Genomic DNA, 15272 nt, shown 5'->3' with positions numbered 1-15272 from the left:
AACCTCCATCTTTCCGCACAAAAAACTCCATCGGGCACACGCACACTGCGAACCGAAAATGCGGGCCATCGGGTGCCTGCGTCCCATGGAGTCCACATGAAGAATCAGAAACGAGCCTGCTACGGCGCCGTGTGCGCGCTGGTGGCAGCGATGCTGGCGGGCTGCGGGCCCTCCGAACAGCAGGCCGCCGCGCCGGCCATCCCGGTTGCGGCGATGACGCTCGCGGCCGCGCCCCTCGACCTGACCGAAGACCTGCCCGGCCGTGTCGCGGCCCACCGGATCGCCGAGATCCGGCCGCAGGTCAGCGGCATCGTGCAACGACGGCTGTTCGAGCAAGGCTCGGAAGTGCGCGCGGGCGAGCCGCTGTTCCAGATCAACCCGGCGCCGTTCAAGGCCGACATGGACACGGCCGCAGCGGCCCTGCAACGTGCGCAAGCCGCGCTCGAACGGGCCAAGGTGCAGACCACCCGCCTCAAGCCGCTGGTGGAAGCCGACGCGATCAGCCGGCAGGTCTACGACGATTCGGTGTCGCAACGCGACCAGGCTGCCGCCGACGTCGCACAGGCCCGCGCGACGCTCGCGCGCCGCCAGCTCGACCTGAAGTTCGCGACCGTCGAGGCGCCGATCACGGGCCGCATCGACCAGGCCCTCGTGACCGAGGGTGCGCTCGTCGCGAGCAGCGACAGCCAGCCGATGGCGCGCATCCAGCAGATCGACCAGGTTTATGTGGACGTCCGCCAGCCGGCCGCGTCGCTCGATTCGCTGCGCGGCGCGCTCGCCGGGCAGCCGGACACCACGGCAAACGGGCTGCCGGTCGACGTGCTGCGCGACGACGACTCGCGCTACGACGTGAAGGGCCGCATGCTGTTCTCGGGCGTCAACGTCGATCCGGGTACCGGTGACGTGCTGCTGCGCGTGCTGGTCGACAACCCGAAGCGCGAGCTGCTGCCGGGCATGTACGTGCGTGCCCGCATCCCGCGCGCGCACTACGCCGATGCGCTGACCGTGCCGCAACAGGCGATCGTCCGCGCCGGCGGCAAACCGCAGGTCTGGGTGATCGACGCGAAGAATCAGGCGCACCTGAAGGGCGTCGAAGTGGGCGAGCTGACGCATCGCAGCTACCGCATCAAGTCGGGTCTGCAGGCGGGGCAGAAGGTCGTCGTCGAAGGCATGGAGCGCCTGAGCGACGGCGCGGCCGTCACGGCGACCGCATGGAAGTCGCCTGAAGCGGTCAAGACCGCTGCCGCGCACTGAGTCACGGGGAGCCTCCAGTCATGTCCCAATTCTTCATCCGGCGCCCGGTCTTCGCGTGGGTGATCGCCCTCTTCATCATCCTGCTGGGCCTGATCGCCATCCCCGAACTGCCGGTTGCGCGCTATCCGTCGGTCGCGCCGCCGACCGTCACCATTACCGCCACCTACCCGGGCGCCACGCCGCAAACGATGAGCGACAGCGTGCTGAGCCTCATCGAGCGCGAGCTGTCCGGCGTGCGTAACCTGCTGTACTTCGAATCGTCGGCAGATACCTCCGGCCAGGCGACCATCACCGCGACCTTCAAGCCCGGCACCGATTCGGCGATGGCGCAGGTCGAAGTCCAGAACAAGCTCAAGTCGGTCGAACCGCGCCTGCCCCCCGTCGTGCGGCAAAACGGCGTGATCGTGCAGTCGGCCTCATCGGGCTTCCTGTTGTTTGTCGGCCTGAAGTCGGAAAGCGGCCGCTACGACGAAAACGCGCTTGCCGACTACATGGCGCGCAACGTCGTCGAGGACTTGCGACGCGTCGAAGGCGTCGGCAAGGTGCAGCTGTTCGGCTCCGAACAGGCGATGCGCATCTGGGTCGATCCACAGAAGCTGATCACCTACGGCCTGTCGATGAACGACCTGACGACGGCCGTCAGCCAGCAGAACGTGCAGATCGCCCCGGGCAGCCTCGGCGCGGCGCCCGCACTGCCGGGCCAACGCGTGACGGTGCCGCTCACCGCGCAAGGCCAGCTCACGTCGCCGGAGCAGTTCGCGAAGATCGTGCTGCGCGCGAATGCGAACGGCTCGAAGGTCGTGCTCGGCGACGTCGCGCGGGTCGAACTCGGCCCGCAGTCCTTCACCTTCGTCAACAGCGAGAACGGCAAACCCGCCACCTTCGCCGGCGTGCAGCTGGCGCCGGGCGCCAACGCGGTGAAGACCGCGGAGGCCGTGCGCGAGCAACTCGACATGATCGCCAAGACCATGCCTTCCGGCATGACCTACTCGATCCCGTTCGATACCGCACCGTTCGTGAAGATCTCGATCGAGAAGGTGATTCACACGCTGCTCGAAGCGATGGTGCTCGTGTTCCTGGTGATGTACCTGTTCCTGCAGAACGTGCGCTACACGCTGATCCCGGCGATCGTCGCGCCGGTGGCGATGCTCGGCACGTTCACGGTCATGCTGATGACAGGCTTCTCGATCAACGTGCTGACGATGTTCGGCATGGTGCTCGCGATCGGCATCATCGTCGACGATGCGATCGTCGTCGTGGAGAACGTCGAACGCCTGATGATGGAAGAAGGCCTGTCGCCGAAGGACGCGACGATCAAGGCCATGAAGGAAATCACCGGCGCCATCATCGGCATCACCCTGGTGCTGACGGCCGTGTTCCTCCCGATGGCGATGTCGAGCGGCTCGGTTGGCGTGATCTATCAGCAGTTCACGCTGTCGATGGCCGTGTCGATCATGTTCTCGGCCCTGCTTGCGCTTACGCTGACGCCGGCCCTGTGCGCGACGATGCTCAAGCCGGTCGACCACAGCCATCACCAGAAGCGCGGCTTCTTCGGCTGGTTCAACCGTCGCTTCGACCGCCTCACGGACTGGTACGAAACGCGCGTCGGCCGCCTGGTCGGCCGCACGGGCCGCGTGATGCTGCTGTTCGTCGCGATCGCTGTCGCGCTGGTGTTCGGCTTCCGCGTGCTGCCGTCGTCGTTCCTGCCCGAGGAAGACCAGGGCTACTTCATGACCGGCTTCCTGCTCCCGGCGGATTCGACCGTCGAGCGCACGGGTGACGTGGTCAAGACCCTCGAGAAGCATCTCGCGTCGCGTCCGGCGATCCAGTCGAGCATCTCCATCATCGGCTACGGCTTCTCCGGCCTCGGCTCCAACGCGGCACTGAATTACGCGGTGCTCAAGGACTGGGACAAGCGCGAAGGTTCGTCCACGCTGGAAGAAGCGATGCGCGCGCAGGCCGCGACGGGCGGCGTGACCGAAGGTACGGTCATGAGCCTGTTGCCGCCGGCGATCGACGGGCTGGGCACGAGTTCGGGCTTCACGATGCGCCTGCAGGATCGCGCCAACCAGGGTTTCGCTGCGCTCAAGGCGGCTGAAACCAGGCTGCTCGAACTGGCCGCGCAAAGCAAGGTGGTGACCGGCGTCTATCCGGACAGCCTGCCGGCCGGCACGAGCGTGCGGCTGGACATCGACCGCGAGAAGGCCGAAGCGCTCGGCGTGTCGTTCACGACCATCAGCGACACGCTGTCGGCCGCGATGGGCTCGACCTACGTGAACGACTTCCCGAACGCCGGCCGCATGCAGCAGGTGATCATCCAGGCGGATGCCCCGGCACGCATGCAGATCGATAACGTGATGAAACTCTACGTGCGCAACGCGACCGGCGGCATGGTACCGCTGTCCGAAGTGGTGCATCCGGTCTGGTCGGAAGCCCCGCTGCAGATGGTGCGCTTCCAGGGTTACCCGGCCGCGCGTATCTCCGGCAGTCCGGCACCCGGTTACTCCAGCGGCGCGGCGATGGCCGAGATGGAGCGCCTGGCAACCCAGTTGCCGCCTGGCTTCACGGTGGCCTGGACCGGCCAGTCGCTGCAGGAGCGTGAATCGGCATCGCAGGCGCCGATGCTGATGGCGCTGTCGATGATCGTCGTGTTCCTGGTGCTCGCGGCGCTCTACGAGAGCTGGGCGATTCCGTTGTCGGTGATGCTGGTGGTGCCGCTCGGCCTGATCGGCGCACTCGGCGCGGTGATGCTCCGCGGGCTGCCGAACGACGTGTTCTTCAAGGTCGGGATGATTACCGTGATCGGCCTGTCGGCGAAGAACGCGATCCTGATCGTGGAGTTCGCGAAGCAGCTGCGCGAGGAAGGCATGGGGCTGATCGAGGCTGCCGTGCAGTCGTCCAGGCTGCGCCTGCGCCCGATCCTGATGACGTCGCTCGCGTTCGGGCTCGGCGTGGTGCCGCTCGTCATCGCCTCCGGCGCCAGCTCCGAGACGCAACACGCGATCGGTACCGGCGTGCTGGGCGGCATGATCACCGCCACCGTGCTGGCCATTTTCTTCGTTCCGGTCTTCTTCGTGTTCGTGATGAGCATCCAGGAACGCATCTCGGCATGGCGCGCATCCGGCAAGAAGCCCGCCACCGTGACCCACGAACAAGAAGGTTGATGCCATGCGATTGCTCATTCTTACCGCGGCCGTTTCCGCCGCCCTCGCGCTGTCGGCATGCTCGATGGCCCCGAAGCTGGTCAAGCCCGCGATGCCGGTGCCGACCGCCTACACGACCGCTGCCGCGGCCGACCAGCACGCGAACGCGGCCGATCTCGGCTGGCGCACGATGTTCGGCGACCGCCGCCTGCAGCGCCTGATCGAGCTCGCGCTCGAGAACAACCGCGACCTGCGCCTGGCCGCTTTGAACGTGCAGGCCGCCGAAGCACAGTACGGCATCCAGCGTTCCGCGCGCCTGCCGTCGATCGCCGCCGGCGCGAGCTTCACGCGCCAGCGCACGCCGGCCGACTCGCAATCGAACCCGCCGATCTTCGAGACGACGCAGAACCAGTACGGCGTGAACGTCGGCGTCAGCGCGTTCGAGATCGACCTGTTCGGCCGCGTGAAGTCGCTGTCCGATGCGGCGTTCGCGCGCTACCTCGCGACCGATCACGGCCGCCGCGCGGTGCAGATCGCGCTCGTCGGCTCCGTGGCCAACGCGTATTTCGCGGAGCGTCTCGCGCAGGAACAGCGCGCGTTGTCCGAGCGCACGCTGAACGACTGGCGCCAGTCGCTCGACCTCGCACGCCGGCTCAAGCTCGCGGATCAGGCGAGCGGCGTCGACATCGCGCAGGCCGAAGGCCAGGTCGCGAGCGCCAGCGCCGATCTCGAAGCGCGCTCGCGCGCCGTCGAGCAGGCAGGCAACGCGCTGCGGCTGCTGGTCGGCACCGACCTGCCGAAAGACCTGCCCGACCCGCTGTCGCTGGAACGCCAGCCGGTGATGACGCAACTGCCGGCCGGCCTGCCGTCGGAATTGCTGTACCGCCGGCCGGACATCCAGCAGGCCGAGCAGAACCTCGTCGCCGCCAACGCCGACATCGGCGCGGCGCGCGCGGCGTTCTTCCCGCGGCTGTCGCTGACGTCGTCGATCGGTTTCCTGAGCCCGGGGCTGGGCAGCCTGTTCGCCGGCGGCCAGAACGTGTGGAGCTTCGCGCCGCAGGTCACGTTGCCGATCTTCCAGGGCGGCCGGCTGCGTTCCGAACTGAATCTCGCGGAAGTGCGCAAGTCCAGCGCGGTCGTCGAATACGAACGCGCGATCCAGACCGCGTTCCGCGAAGTGGCCGACGGCCTCGCCGGGCGCGAGACGTTCACCCGGCAGATCGATGCGCAAAACCGCGTCGTCAAGAGCGCCGAGCGCCGTACCGATCTCGTGAACCTGCGCTATCGGGCCGGCATCGAGGACCGGCTGGAACTGCTCGACTCGCAGCGCCAGCTGTATGCCGCGCGTCAGGCCCTGCTGGATCTGCGCAACGCCGAACTGGGCAACGCGGTCGCACTCTACAAGGCGCTCGGTGGCGGCCTGGTCGACACCGACGTGCCTCCCGCCAACAACGTGGCGAACGACTGAGCAACGCGTCGTCGCCGATCCGTTCGCGACGCCCGAACGCACGGTGAAGTCCGGCGGCGCACGTGCCGCGCCGCCGGCCCGCCTGCAGGTCACGTTCACTTTCAGTGATACCGATGAACCCTCTGATACTCATTGCCGAAGACGATCCGGAGATCGCCGACATACTCGACGCCTACCTGGCTCACGACGGCTTTCGCACCTATCGCGTCGGTCACGGCCAGGCCGTGCTCGACGTGCAGCGCGTGCTGAAACCCGACCTGATCCTGCTCGACGTCAGGATGCCGAACAAGGACGGCTGGGAAGTCCTGGTCGAACTGCGCCGCCGCGGCGACACGCCGATCGTCATCATCACGGCGCTCGACCGCGAAATCGATCGCTTGCAGGGCCTGCGCTTCGGCGCGGACGACTACATCACGAAGCCGTTCAACCCGGCCGAGGTGGTCGCGCGCATCCGGGCGATCCTGCGCCGTCTGGAAACCGCCGCCGCGGGACGCTTCATCAAGGTCGGCAACCTCGAAATCGATACGCAAAGCTATCTGACCACGGTCCGCACGGACAGCGGGGAAACCAGCATCGCGCTGACGCTGACCGAATTCCGGCTGCTCGCCCACCTGGCCGGCTCGCCGAACCGCGTGTTCACGCGCGGCGAACTGATCGACGCCTGCCTCGCCGACGTCGATGCGCTGGAACGCACCGTCGACAGCCATATCAGCCGGTTGCGCAAGAAGCTCGAATGCGCGGGCGCGTCCGGGATGCCGGAGGTGATGCGCGGCGTCGGCTACCGGCTGCGCAGCAGCCAGTGAACCCGCATCATGGATCGCGGCTGCGTGCTGCGCGGATCGTCGGGCTCCTGACGGTTGCTGTCGTGCTGACGGTCGCGACCGGATGGTTCGTCGTCTACGGCCTGATCCTCGTCGTTTCGTCTCCCGCGACCGACAACCCGATCGCGGTCGTGATCCGGGAGACGCCGAGCTATCTGGTGCTCGCCGCCGTGCTGCTGGCCGGGCTGGTCGCGACGGTCGTCGACCTCGTCAAGCTGGCGCGCAGGACGCGTTCGTAACCCGCCGCGCGCATTCGCCGCCCTCGTGAAACGACCTCGCCTGAACCTCCGCTACGCGCAGCAGATCGGGTTGCGTCATGCACGTCTCGACGAGCATGCGGGGGCAACGGCTTCGCGTCGTTCGTCGCGCCCGCTTCGATGGCGGACATCGTGCACGGCGCTGCTGCCCATTCGATTCGTCGAAAGGCCGGCGAACGATGGCGCTCCCGTCGAACCCCGGCTCGCCATTGCCGTAACGGATCGTGCGCGCGCGGAAAGCCGCCCCGGCAAGGCCGCGCGGCGGCCTGCGCGTTTCGATAGCGGCTCCATCGTTTCTCCATCGAACCGCACAACAACGTCCATCGACGCCACACACACTGCGAAGCAAGTCATCGAATCCGCATGCGCGAGCCACCCGAACACATGGACACGTTTCCGACCCTGATCGCCTGCGAGCATTGCGACAGCATCTACCGACGCCGCGCGCTGGCGCCTCACGAGGTCGCGCGTTGCGAACGGTGTTCCGCGGTGCTGTTTCGATCGAGCTGGCTCGATATCGACCGGTGGCTCGCGCTGGCGGTCGCGGCCGGCGTGGTCTTCGCGATCGCCAACCTCTGCCCGATCATGCGGATCGGCGTGCAGGGGCTGCACAGCGAAGCCACGCTGTGGCAATCCGCGCTCGCGCTGGCCCACGGCTTCGCCGCGCCGATCGCGATTCCGACGGCCTTCGCCATCGTCGTGGTGCCGTTCCTGCAGATCGCGACGCTGATCTGGTTGCTGGCCTTTGCCCGTGCGGGGCGTCGCGCGCCCGCGTTCGGCCCGCTGATGCGGCTGCTCGTCGCGCTGCGGCCATGGAGCATGATCGAGGTCGGATTGCTCGGCATCCTCATCGCGATCATCAAGCTGTCCAGCCTCATGCAGATCATTCCCGGCGCCGGCCTGTGGGCCACGGCCGTGCTGATGGTGCTGATCCTGCTGATCGCGGGGCACGACGCACGCCAGCTATGGGACCGGGTCGTACCGGTGGAACCCGCCGGAGGCCGCCCGTGAGCCTGCCCGTGCGCGCCGGTCAGCTGGGCATGGTCGGGTGCCATGCGTGCGGCCTCGTCTGCCGCGCGCACGCATCCGCCACAACCGACACCCATCCGCACGCCGCCGAAACGGCACACTGCCCGCGGTGCGGGTCCGCGCTGCACGCGCGTCGTCCGGACAGCATCGTGCGTGCGTGGGCGCTGCTGATCGCCAGCCTGATCTTCTACATCCCGGCCAACCTGTTGCCGGTGATGCGCACCACGCTGCTCGGCAGCCACAGCGAATCGACGATCCTCAGCGGCGTCGTGGTGTTCTGGAAAGCCGGCTCGTACGGCATCGCGTCGGTGATCTTCATCGCGAGTGTCGTCGTGCCGTGTACGAAGTTCCTCGCGATCGCCATGCTGCTCGTCACGACCGGCCGGCGCAGCGTGTCGGCCATGCGCGAGCGGGCCGTGCTGTACCGCGCGGTCGAGCTGGTCGGCTACTGGTCGATGCTGGACGTGCTGGTCGTCGCGATCATCTGTGCGCTGGTGAAGTTCGGTCCGCTGTCCGAGATCGAACCGCGCGCCGGCATTTTGTTTTTCGGCATGGTCGTCATCCTCACGATGCTGTCCGCGATGAGTTTTGACCCACGCCTCATTTGGGACGCCGAAGAAGCATGAATCCTGCATCCGGCCCGCAAGGCCTCGAACCCCACGACCCGCCCGTGTCACGCAACCGCATGCGGCTTTCGCTCGTCTGGCTCGTGCCGCTCGTCGCGGCGCTGATCGGCCTGTCGATGGTGATCCACGCGTGGTTGTCCGTCGGACCGGAAATCACGATCACGTTCAACACCGCGCAAGGCCTCGAGGCCGGCAAGACACCCGTCAAGTACAAGGACGTCGTGATCGGCACCGTGACCGCCATTTCGCTGAGCGACGACAGTTCACACGTGGTCGCGACGGTTTCGTTCGTGAAGAATGCGCGCAACCTCATTCGCGACGACACGCGCTTCTGGGTTGTGCGGCCCCGCGTCGGCATGAGCGGCGTATCGGGCATCGATACGCTGTTCTCCGGCGCGTACATCGGCATGGACACGGGCCGCTCCGACAAGGCGCGCAAAGCCTACACCGGGCTCGAAACGCCGCCGACCGTCATCAACGGCACGCCGGGGACGAGCTTCGCGTTGCGGGCCGCCGATCTCGGCTCGCTCGATATCGGCTCGCCGGTCTACTACCGCCATCTGATGGTGGGCCACGTCGCGTCGTACAAGCTCGACATGCACAGTCGCGACATGAACCTGCAGGTGTTCATCGACGCGCCGTACGACCGGCTGGTGACGACCGATACGCGCTTCTGGAACGCGAGCGGCATGGATCTTTCGCTCGACGCGAACGGCCTGAAGCTGAAAACCCAGTCGGTCGCGACGATCGTGGGCGGCGGCATCGCGTTCGCGACACCGGAAGACGGCGGCACGACGGCCGCCCCTGCCGGCAAGCTGTTTACGCTCGCCGTCGACGAAGCCGCCGCGATGGCCGCGCCGGACGGCCCGTCCCAGCTCATCCGGCTGCGTTTCGAACAGCCGCTGCGCGGACTCGCGGTCGGGGCGCCGGTGGAATTCTCCGGCATCGAAATGGGCGCGGTCGTCTCGACCCGGCTCGACTTCGACCGTGCGTCCCGGCGCTTCCAGTCCATCGTCATGGTCAAGGTCTATCCGTATCGGCTCGGGCCCGTCGTCGAGAAACTGCAGAAGACCGACGGCAACGGCAATCCGCGCGCGGCCCAGTTTCTCGCGGGCCTGGTCGAGCACGGGCTCCGGGCGGAGACGCGTACCGGCAACCTGCTGACCGGGCAGCTCTACATCTCGTTCGATTTCGTGAAGAACGCGCCGAAGGTGCCGTTCGATGCCAACGCGACGCCGCTGACCATTCCCACCGTCACGAGCACGTTCGACAAGCTGCCGGAGCAGATCGCCGACATCGTCGAGAAGATCAACAAGATGCCGCTGGAATCGATCGGCAAGCACGTCGATTCCAGCCTGACGAACCTGGACGCGACGCTCAGGCAAGTGAACGGCCAGCTGCTGCCGTCGACGGCGCGCACGCTCGACCAGGCGAACCAGACGTTCGGCGCGTTGCGCCAGGGTATCGCCGAGGACGGTCCGCTTCAGGAAAACCTGGCTAACACGCTGACCGAAGTCCAGCGTACCGCGCGATCGCTGCGCACGCTGACGGACATGCTGGGCCGCCGTCCCGAATCGCTGCTCCGGGGAACCGGGGCCGATCATGCACCGCTCGCGCCGGCCGACACTTCAACCCCGCCTGTCCAGCAGGAGCCACGACAACCATGAGCTTCCCGATTCGCGCCAGGACGATCGCCCTGGGCGCCGGTGCCGTCATCGCGCTGACCGCGTGCGCGTCGAACCCGGTGCATTACTACACGCTCGTCTCGCCGGCCACGTCCGCGACGGCGACGGCCGCGCGCGGCACCGCGCCGCTCGCGATCAATGTGTTGCCGGTCGGCATCCCCGCCCAGCTCGACCAGCAGCAGATGGTCGTTCGCAGCGGCGCGGGCACCGCGGTGATACTCGACAACGAACGCTGGATCGCCCCGCTCGGCGAGGAGCTGCGCGCGGCGCTTTCGTCGGCGCTCGTCGAGCAGCTGGGCGCGCGCAACGTCACCGGCCTGCCGCGCCCGTCAAACCAGACCGTCATGAGCATCCGCACGCAGGTGCGCCGCTTCGATGCGTGGCCCGGGAGCCGGGCCCAGTTCGAAGCCGACTGGGTCGTCGGCGTGCAGCAGGACATGCCGGGCCCGCGCATTTCGTGCAGCACGCGGCTCGACGAGGCCGCCCCTGGAAGTCATGCCGACATGGTGCGCGTGCAGCAGCGCATGATCGGGCAGTTCGCCGCCCGGATTGCGAGCACTGTGCGCAGCTTCGGCAGCGGGCGCCCCGCCTGTCCCGCCGATTCGTAAATCATCCCGCCGATGGGAGCCATCCATGGGAGCGCGCGAAGGGAGCCGGTTATGGGAACCGGCTACCTTGACCCTTGAACCTTTGAAGCGATGCGCTACGCGCGCCGCCGGTAAGTGCCCGGCGTGCTCCCCGTCCAGTGCCGGAACGCGCGATGGAACGCGCTCGGATCGTCGAAGCCGATGTCGGCGCCGATCGCCGCGATCGTGTCGGGCGTGTCGGTCAGCCGCTGGATCGCGATGTCGCGCCGCAGTTCGTCCTTGAGCACCTGGAACGTCGTCCCTTCGGCGGCCAGGTGGCGGCTCAACGTGCGCACCGAGCAATGCAGGTGCTCGGCCGCCTGGTCGATCACCGGCAGGTCGGGCAACGCGGCCGACAGGTACTGCCGCACGCGATGGCACACGAGCTGTTCGCTGAACGATTCGAAGATCCAGTCGCCGGGCGCGCGCGCGAGGAACTTGCGCAGGTTGCGCTTGCTCTGCCGGATCGGCGCATCGAGGTAGTCCGCGCTGAAGCGCATCAGCGTGCGCTCGCAGTCGAACGCCACGGAGCCGGTGAAGAAATACAGGTGGTCGACCGCATGGCGCGGCCGCGGGCACGCGAACTCGATCTGCAACAGCGGGATCTTCTGCCCGATCAGCCAGGAGCACACGCCGTGCACGAGCTTGAGCATCAGCTCCTGGCCGAGCGCGCCGATCGGGCCGATCGCGTCGTTCGGGCGCAGCAGCACCTGCGCGACGAGGCCGTCGCGCTTCGATTCGACGAAGAAATCGTCGAGCAGGATATGGAAGAATTGCCCGAAACGATGCTGCGCCGTTTCGAGGTTGCGCGCGTCGAGCAGGCTCAGGCACAGGTACTTCAGCGTGCCGCCGCGCAGCGGGCGCGAGAAGATGCCGGGCATCTCGTCGTCGAGGTCGATCGCGAGCGTGCGGTACAGCGTCGAGAACTGCTCCTCCGTCACGCGCGCATGCGGTTCGCCGAGCAGCTCGATCGGGATGCCGGCCCCGCGCAGGTAGCGCTCGACCACGTCGCGCTGCACGCCCGCGCTCGCGAGGAAGCCGTTGACGAGCGAGATCGGCACCGTCGCGCTCGGCGAAGGCAGCGCCCGCCCGGGCCCGGGCTGGGCGGAAAGTGCATCTGAACCGGTCATCGCGTCCCCGTCGGTCGAACCGCTCGCATTGTACTTGAGCGGCCCGCGCGGGGCCTTCCGGGCCCGGGGCGCGCCGGGCCTTGCGCGGCGCGCCGACGCCATCAGTCGGTGCGGCTGAGTTCCCGGCGCAGGATCTTGCCGACGGTCGACTTCGGCAGGCGGTCGACGAAGCGGATCAGCTTCGGCACCTTGTAGGCCGCGAGGCTCGCGCGGCAATGCGCGACGAGTTGCTCCTCCGAGACGTACGCATCCTGCGCCAGCACGACGAACAGCTTGACGGCCTCGCCCGTGCGCGCGTCCGGCACGCCGATGCACGCGCATTCGGCAACGCCCGGCATGGCGGTCGCGACGGCTTCCACCTCGTTCGGGTACACGTTGAAGCCCGACACGATGATCATGTCCTTCTTGCGGTCGACGATCCGCAGGAAACCGGCTTCGTCGAACACGCCGACGTCACCCGTGCGGAAATAGCCGTCGGTCGTGAACGCGGCCGCATTCGCGTCCGGTTTCTGCCAGTAGCCGCTCATCACCTGCGGCCCCTTCACGCAGATTTCGCCGGCTTCGCCGATCGCGACTTCGCGATCCTGGTCGTCGAGCAGCTTCACGTCGGTCGACGGCAGCGGCAGGCCCGTGGTGCCCGTGAACGTGTCGATCGACTGCGGGTTGAACGACACGACCGGCGACGTTTCCGACAGCCCGTAACCCTCGCGGATGAAGTTGCCCGTCACCGCCTTCCAGCGCGACGAGATCACGTCGATCACGGCCGCGCCGCCGCCGGCCGACAGCTTCAGCCGCGACCAGTCGACTTCCGTCAGGCGCGGATGGCCGGCGAGCCCCGCATACAGCGTGTTCACGCCGACGAACACCGTCGGCCGCGCGGCCTTCAGCACGTCGATGAAACCGTCCATGTCGCGCGGGTTCGCGACCAGCCAGTTCTGCGCGCCGATCGCAAAGTAGGACAGGAAGTTCACCGTCAGCGCGAAGATGTGATACATCGGGATCGCCGTGACGACGACCTCCTCGCCCGGCTCGCGCGCGGCCGGCACGATCGCGCCGAACTGCGCGATGTTCGCGACGAGGTTGCGGTGCGACAGCGCGGCCCCCTTCGACAGGCCGGTCGTGCCGCCCGTGTACTGCAGCAGCAGCAGGTCCGCGCCGCCGAGCGGCACCGGCTCGAACGCGAGCGATTCGCCGGCGGCGATGGCGTCGGCGAGCGGGATCGAACCGGGCGGCAGCGCGTCGCATGCACCGGCCGGCGCATCGACGACGCCGAGATCGCCGCGCCCGACGCTCAGCACGGTACGCACGCGCGTGCCGCCGACCACCTCGGCGAACGTGCCCATCGACCCGCCGCACACCAGGGCGACTTCGACGCCCGCGTCGTTGAGCTGATGCTCGAGCTCGCGCGCCGTGTAGAGCGGGTTCACGTTGACCTGGATCGCGCCGATCTTCGCGACCGCGACGAACGCGACCGGAAACGCGAGCACGTTGGGCAGCATCACGGCCACGCGATCGCCCTTGCGCACGCCCACGACCTGCTGCAGATAAGCGGCCAGCGCCGTCGACAGGCGGTCGACGTCGGCATAGGTGAGCGTGCGGCCGTACGAATGGAACGCCGGACGATCGGCGAAACGGTGCATCGCGTCGTCCAGCAGCGCGCTTACGGAAGGATGGCGATCGGGATCGATCTCGGCGGGGATCGAGCCATACGACCCGGTCCAGTGTCTCTTCGTCATGTCTCACTCCACGGGGGACGGCGCGCCGGCCGCGCGCCGTTCGCACGACGGCCTGCACGCCAGAAGCGCGGGCCGTCGCCTGACCGGCGACTATCGCCCGTGCGGGCCGCTTTGAAAATGATCCGGGCGGCCGAAAAGATGATCGAAACGGACACGCGGGCGTGCACGCTTGTCCAGACAACTTCGCCGGCCGGCGCGGGAAACCGCTTATTCCCCGGCACGAATTGCAAAGCAGCAAGCGGCATGGCACGGCCGGGCGCCCTTCTTCATAATCGACGCCTGTCATTCCGCTGTCGAAACCATGCAGCCGCTTTCCCTGGCCCCCGCCGACACCTTCTCGTCCGTCCGCTTCCTGCTGACCGACATGGACGAGACCCTGACCCATCGCGGCCGCCTGTCCGCCCGCACCTACACGGCGCTCGAACGCCTGCAGGCGGGCGGCATCCGCGTGATCCCGGTGACGGCCGCGCCGGCGGGCTGGTGCGACCAGATGGCGCGCATGTGGCCGGTCGACGGCGTGATTGCCGAGAACGGCGGCCTTTTCATCCGGCGCGGCCCGGACGGGCACGGCGTCGAACGCCGGTACTGGCATGCGGACGATGCGCTCGCCGGCGCGCGCGACGCACTCCGGCGCATCGCGCGGCAGGTCGAGGCCGCCGTCCCCGCCGCCCGCCCCGCCGACGACCAGGATTTCAGGCTGACGTCGCTCGCATACGCCCGCACCGGCGGCGACCAGGACGACCGAATCCGCGACGCGCTGGTCGAGGCCGGCGCGGACGCGACCATCAACAACCTGTGGATCATCGGGTGGGTCGGCGGGTACGACAAGCTGTCGATGTCGCTGCGCGTGCTGTCAGACACGTTCGGTGTCGATGCGGGCGCCGGCGCGGCGCGCGATTGTGTCGCCTATTCCGGCGACTCCACCAACGATGCGCCGATGTTCGGCTACTTCACGCACACGGCCGGCATGAGCACCGTGGTCGAGTATCTGCGGCAGTTGCCCGCGTTGCCGCGCTGGATCACGCAGGGCCCGGGCGGCAGCGGGTTCGTGGAGTTCGCCGACGCGATCCTGCGCACGCGCGCGGACTAGGGCCTGTTCACGCTAATAACGGGCTTGCGAACGTGCCTTTCCGCTCGCAGTGCAAGGAGTAAGGAGCGCCGTTTGGCCGTGCCAAACAAGCGACGCACGATGCCGCAATGTGGGCGGAAAGGCACGTTCCCCTGTTTAGAAAAATTCGTTCGTGGGGCTGGCCCCCAGAAGGGCCGATCGCCGCGTCATGCTCCTCGCGAATACGTCGAGTATTCGCTTCGTCCCACGGGGACTTCCGTTGGTCGTCGCAATCCTTGCGCTCGGCCCTTCTGGGGGCCAGCGCAAGCCCGTTATTAGCGTGAACAGGCCCTAGCGGGGCTGAGCGCGCTCGCGCATCGACTGTCGCGTGATCCTGTCGCGTGATCGTCAGGGTGAACCCTGTGGCGCATGGGACCGATCCCGAGCAG

General features: G+C 67.7%; 12 protein-coding genes. 10 read left to right on the top strand and 2 right to left on the bottom strand.

What is annotated here, in order from left to right; genetic code table 11:
• Positions 1–96: 96 nt before the first annotated feature.
• From ABY44_RS13405 to ABY44_RS13365, 9 genes are all read left to right on the top strand, one after another.
• Entirely contained in the window at positions 97–1254 is a 1158-nt protein-coding gene (locus tag ABY44_RS13405) for an efflux RND transporter periplasmic adaptor subunit (RefSeq protein ID WP_060061322.1), read from the top strand.
• Between the two features lie 20 nt (positions 1255–1274).
• Positions 1275–4418, top strand: coding sequence for an efflux RND transporter permease subunit (locus ABY44_RS13400; RefSeq protein WP_060172830.1), 3144 nt, complete (start codon positions 1275–1277; stop codon positions 4416–4418).
• A gap of 4 nt (positions 4419–4422) precedes the next feature.
• Positions 4423–5865, top strand: coding sequence for an efflux transporter outer membrane subunit (locus tag ABY44_RS13395; protein ID WP_060198449.1), 1443 nt, complete (start codon positions 4423–4425; stop codon positions 5863–5865).
• Between the two features lie 113 nt (positions 5866–5978).
• Positions 5979–6668, top strand: coding sequence for a response regulator (locus tag ABY44_RS13390; RefSeq protein ID WP_060172828.1), 690 nt, complete (start codon positions 5979–5981; stop codon positions 6666–6668).
• Entirely contained in the window at positions 6665–6925 is a 261-nt protein-coding gene (locus ABY44_RS13385; protein ID WP_060172827.1) for a hypothetical protein, read from the top strand. The genes ABY44_RS13390 and ABY44_RS13385 overlap by 4 nt, the downstream gene beginning before the upstream one ends.
• Positions 6926–7306: 381 nt before the next feature.
• Complete coding sequence (locus ABY44_RS13380) at positions 7307–7954, top strand: paraquat-inducible protein A (protein WP_136471312.1); 648 nt, start codon at positions 7307–7309, stop codon at positions 7952–7954.
• Positions 7951–8598 carry a paraquat-inducible protein A gene (locus tag ABY44_RS13375; RefSeq protein WP_060172825.1) on the top strand — a complete coding sequence of 216 codons (648 nt, stop codon included), beginning with the start codon at positions 7951–7953 and terminating at the stop codon, positions 8596–8598. The genes ABY44_RS13380 and ABY44_RS13375 overlap by 4 nt, the downstream gene beginning before the upstream one ends.
• Positions 8595–10265: an intermembrane transport protein PqiB gene (locus tag ABY44_RS13370; RefSeq protein ID WP_060172824.1), complete on the top strand. Its 1671-nt coding sequence runs from the start codon at positions 8595–8597 to the stop codon at positions 10263–10265. Before ABY44_RS13375 ends, ABY44_RS13370 begins: the two co-directional genes overlap by 4 nt.
• Positions 10262–10891: a PqiC family protein gene (locus ABY44_RS13365; protein ID WP_060172823.1), complete on the top strand. Its 630-nt coding sequence runs from the start codon at positions 10262–10264 to the stop codon at positions 10889–10891. The genes ABY44_RS13370 and ABY44_RS13365 overlap by 4 nt, the downstream gene beginning before the upstream one ends.
• A 95-nt stretch (positions 10892–10986) precedes the next feature.
• Here the strand turns inward: ABY44_RS13365 and ABY44_RS13360 are convergent, their stop codons facing one another.
• Together ABY44_RS13360 and ABY44_RS13355 are read right to left on the bottom strand one after the other, a co-directional pair.
• Positions 10987–12141 carry an AraC family transcriptional regulator gene (locus tag ABY44_RS13360; RefSeq protein ID WP_060061316.1) on the bottom strand — a complete coding sequence of 385 codons (1155 nt, stop codon included), beginning with the start codon at positions 12139–12141 and terminating at the stop codon, positions 10987–10989.
• Positions 12141–13775 (bottom strand): AMP-binding protein, encoded by a 1635-nt coding sequence (locus ABY44_RS13355; protein ID WP_059685891.1) that lies wholly within the window; start codon positions 13773–13775, stop codon positions 12141–12143. Before ABY44_RS13355 ends, ABY44_RS13360 begins: the two co-directional genes overlap by 1 nt.
• Positions 13776–14076: 301 nt before the next feature.
• Here ABY44_RS13355 and ABY44_RS13350 point away from each other — a divergent pair, with 301 nt between their 5' ends.
• Complete coding sequence (locus ABY44_RS13350) at positions 14077–14865, top strand: HAD-IIB family hydrolase (protein WP_060172822.1); 789 nt, start codon at positions 14077–14079, stop codon at positions 14863–14865.
• Positions 14866–15272: the final 407 nt, after the last annotated feature.

The organism is Burkholderia sp. ZZQ-2 (assembly GCF_050768715.1).
Lineage (GTDB): Bacteria > Pseudomonadota > Gammaproteobacteria > Burkholderiales > Burkholderiaceae > Burkholderia > Burkholderia cepacia.
Note: the sequence above shows the minus strand (reverse complement) of the source record. Positions and strands in the feature narration are given on the sequence as shown.

What these genes read in the sequence shown, in the direction of transcription:
- ABY44_RS13405 (WP_060061322.1), top strand. Translation starts at nt 97, where the DNA reads ATGAAGAATCAGAAACGAGCCTGCTACGGCGCCGTGTGCGCGCTGGTG.
- ABY44_RS13400 (WP_060172830.1), top strand. Translation starts at nt 1,275, where the DNA reads ATGTCCCAATTCTTCATCCGGCGCCCGGTCTTCGCGTGGGTGATCGCC.
- ABY44_RS13395 (WP_060198449.1), top strand. Translation starts at nt 4,423, where the DNA reads ATGCGATTGCTCATTCTTACCGCGGCCGTTTCCGCCGCCCTCGCGCTG.
- ABY44_RS13390 (WP_060172828.1), top strand. Translation starts at nt 5,979, where the DNA reads ATGAACCCTCTGATACTCATTGCCGAAGACGATCCGGAGATCGCCGAC.
- ABY44_RS13380 (WP_136471312.1), top strand. Translation starts at nt 7,307, where the DNA reads ATGCGCGAGCCACCCGAACACATGGACACGTTTCCGACCCTGATCGCC.
- ABY44_RS13370 (WP_060172824.1), top strand. Translation starts at nt 8,595, where the DNA reads ATGAATCCTGCATCCGGCCCGCAAGGCCTCGAACCCCACGACCCGCCC.
- ABY44_RS13365 (WP_060172823.1), top strand. Translation starts at nt 10,262, where the DNA reads ATGAGCTTCCCGATTCGCGCCAGGACGATCGCCCTGGGCGCCGGTGCC.
- ABY44_RS13360 (WP_060061316.1), bottom strand. Translation starts at nt 12,141, where the DNA reads ATGGCGTCGGCGCGCCGCGCAAGGCCCGGCGCGCCCCGGGCCCGGAAG.
- ABY44_RS13355 (WP_059685891.1), bottom strand. Translation starts at nt 13,775, where the DNA reads ATGACGAAGAGACACTGGACCGGGTCGTATGGCTCGATCCCCGCCGAG.
- ABY44_RS13350 (WP_060172822.1), top strand. Translation starts at nt 14,077, where the DNA reads ATGCAGCCGCTTTCCCTGGCCCCCGCCGACACCTTCTCGTCCGTCCGC.